The sequence below is a fragment of the Gluconobacter aidae genome (assembly GCF_009547075.1).
In the GTDB taxonomy this organism is placed as follows: domain Bacteria; phylum Pseudomonadota; class Alphaproteobacteria; order Acetobacterales; family Acetobacteraceae; genus Gluconobacter; species Gluconobacter aidae.
Genome location: NZ_WIPH01000087.1, coordinates 1 through 2,158, shown reverse-complemented (window position 1 = coordinate 2,158; position 2,158 = coordinate 1). Strand labels below are relative to the sequence as shown.

Here is a 2,158-nt window from a genome sequence, read left to right as displayed (position 1 = left end):
CAAGGTTCAGTGGAACCGCTCTAGAGTTTCCTGTCAGGACAACTCCTGTGGCAATCCCCTTGAAGACCGCCGTGAATGGTGATTTTATGAACGGGATTGCAGCGGAGAATAGTGGAATGGAACTGTTCCATCTGAAAACCTTTCATGGAACCAGTCTATTTTTCTGCTCGGAAGAACGGATTTTAAAGCATTCTCTTGAAAAACAACCATCATATATTGATGTCGTTCTTGTTCCTTTTCCAGAAGACCCCGGCTTTTTCCTGATTGCTCCAGTTAACCTCGGTGAAGATGTCGAACAGACCCATCCGGAGGAAAACAACGTTTTCAAAGACCGGTTTTTTGTTTTCACAACCGGCTTTCATCATGACGACACAGTATCACTGCTCTCGCTTAACGGAAAAAAATTCTTTTCCGCCGATCCTTTTGGAAATGTCGCCTTCAACAGGGACGAAAGCCAGGAATGGGAAGTCTTTTCCCTGTATCCCAGCCATGCCGCGGTGAGTGATAAAACGTCCCGTCTTTTTACCGAAATCTGTTCTGTTTTCTCAACCAGAAATACTCCTGAGCAATCACTCCACGCCATCAGCAGATCTCACCAGAATATGAGAGCCGAACTTCTGAATCTGTTCTGTCACACACTGAATGCAGACCAGAGAAAGCAGTTCTCGAAAATTTTCACGGATGCTTTTCTCAATCTTCCTGATGACAATTATTTCAGTATTTCGGAAATCATTAATCATATCCCTTACAAAGACTGGATACACAGAGCGCTTCTGGAACTGTCACACTGGAATATCCGCAGAACCAGTCGTTCCTTCAGGAATGTACCAGGCGAGTTCGATTTTCTGGGATATGGTCACATCCGGGACCGGGGCAATGGCATTTACTGGGGTGCGGTTCTGCTCGGCGTTGTGCGTGAAGCCATCAGGAGCAGAAAAGACATCGCCCTTCTCGCTACGGCACGCGACGAGGGCATCTACCTGCTGGAATGGATCGCACACCATAGGGTCATAGGAATAAAAGACTTCTTTATTTATACAAATGACAATACGGACGGATCGGACGTGCTCCTCAAGGCGCTGTCCGAAAACAAAGAAATTACCTGGATTGATAATACTGGCAATCATGCGCCGGGAATCAATATGCAATTCAAGGCCTACAACCATGCCTTGACCACGTTATCGGAAATTCTTGATTACCGCTGGTGTGCTGTCGTGGATATTGACGAGGCGATCCTGCCTTCTAAAAATGTCGGCAACAGTATTGCGCCTGTTATTGCGGCACGGGATGCACAGGGGGTCGATTGCTTCTCCCTAAGCTGGCGCGTTTATTATCCCAATGGTCACCTGACCTGGGAAAACGAGCTCTCTGCGGAACGGTTTGTAGAAGGTGAGAAACATCCTCTGGTAAAATCGATCTTCAGGACAGGTCTGTTCAATTATTCATACGCCCATCACCCGGAATGTTCTTATACCAACAGGAAATATACCACTGTTGACGGGAATTATTATCCGCAGAGCACCACGTTCAGCGACGATCTCAACTTCAGTCAGAAGCCCACACAGTGGGCCTATGTCTGCCATTATCATCTTCGTTCCTTTGAGGAATATGTCTGGAAATTTTCCCGTGGGGAGAATGATGGCCATGGCGTCGTGAAAAACAAACATTTCAGGTATAACAGCCCCGCTATTTTCAACCTCTTTACGCAGACTTTTGATGTGCGGGGAACGTCACAGTCCGCCCGCCTGACGGAAAAGGTAAGGGCTGAAATCCGGCGGCTGGCCAGCCTTCCGGGCGTTATGGACGCCATGCAGAACATCGCGTTTCGATACAGCACGGCATCGGCGACTTTTGTTGAAGAGAGCCTTCAGAGCATACTCGCAGACAATCGCGTTGATCCGGATACCAAGCAGGCATGGCAAAATCTCTGCCTGTCCTGGAGAAAAGAACGCGCCGGAAACAGATAATTTATTTAATAGATACTATTATTGAATATGGAGTTATTTGTGAAACACAGCGATGCCATCGCAAGTTATGCAACCGAGCCTCTCGCTACAGCAGGCAATGTTTCGACCAGATCCAGTTCTTTGAAGAACGAGCACCCTGAGACGTGGGTTTTCCTCGAAAACGTTTCAGGATCGTCCATCTTGACCGCAAC

General features: G+C 47.5%; 1 protein-coding gene. It reads left to right on the top strand.

All coding sequences use genetic code 11. The annotated features are described in order from the left end of the window. Positions 1–1,967 (top strand): glycosyltransferase family 2 protein (locus GFJ39_RS13790; RefSeq protein WP_228391987.1); only part of this gene is annotated, 1,967 nt, incomplete at its 5' end. Positions 1,968–2,158: the final 191 nt, after the last annotated feature.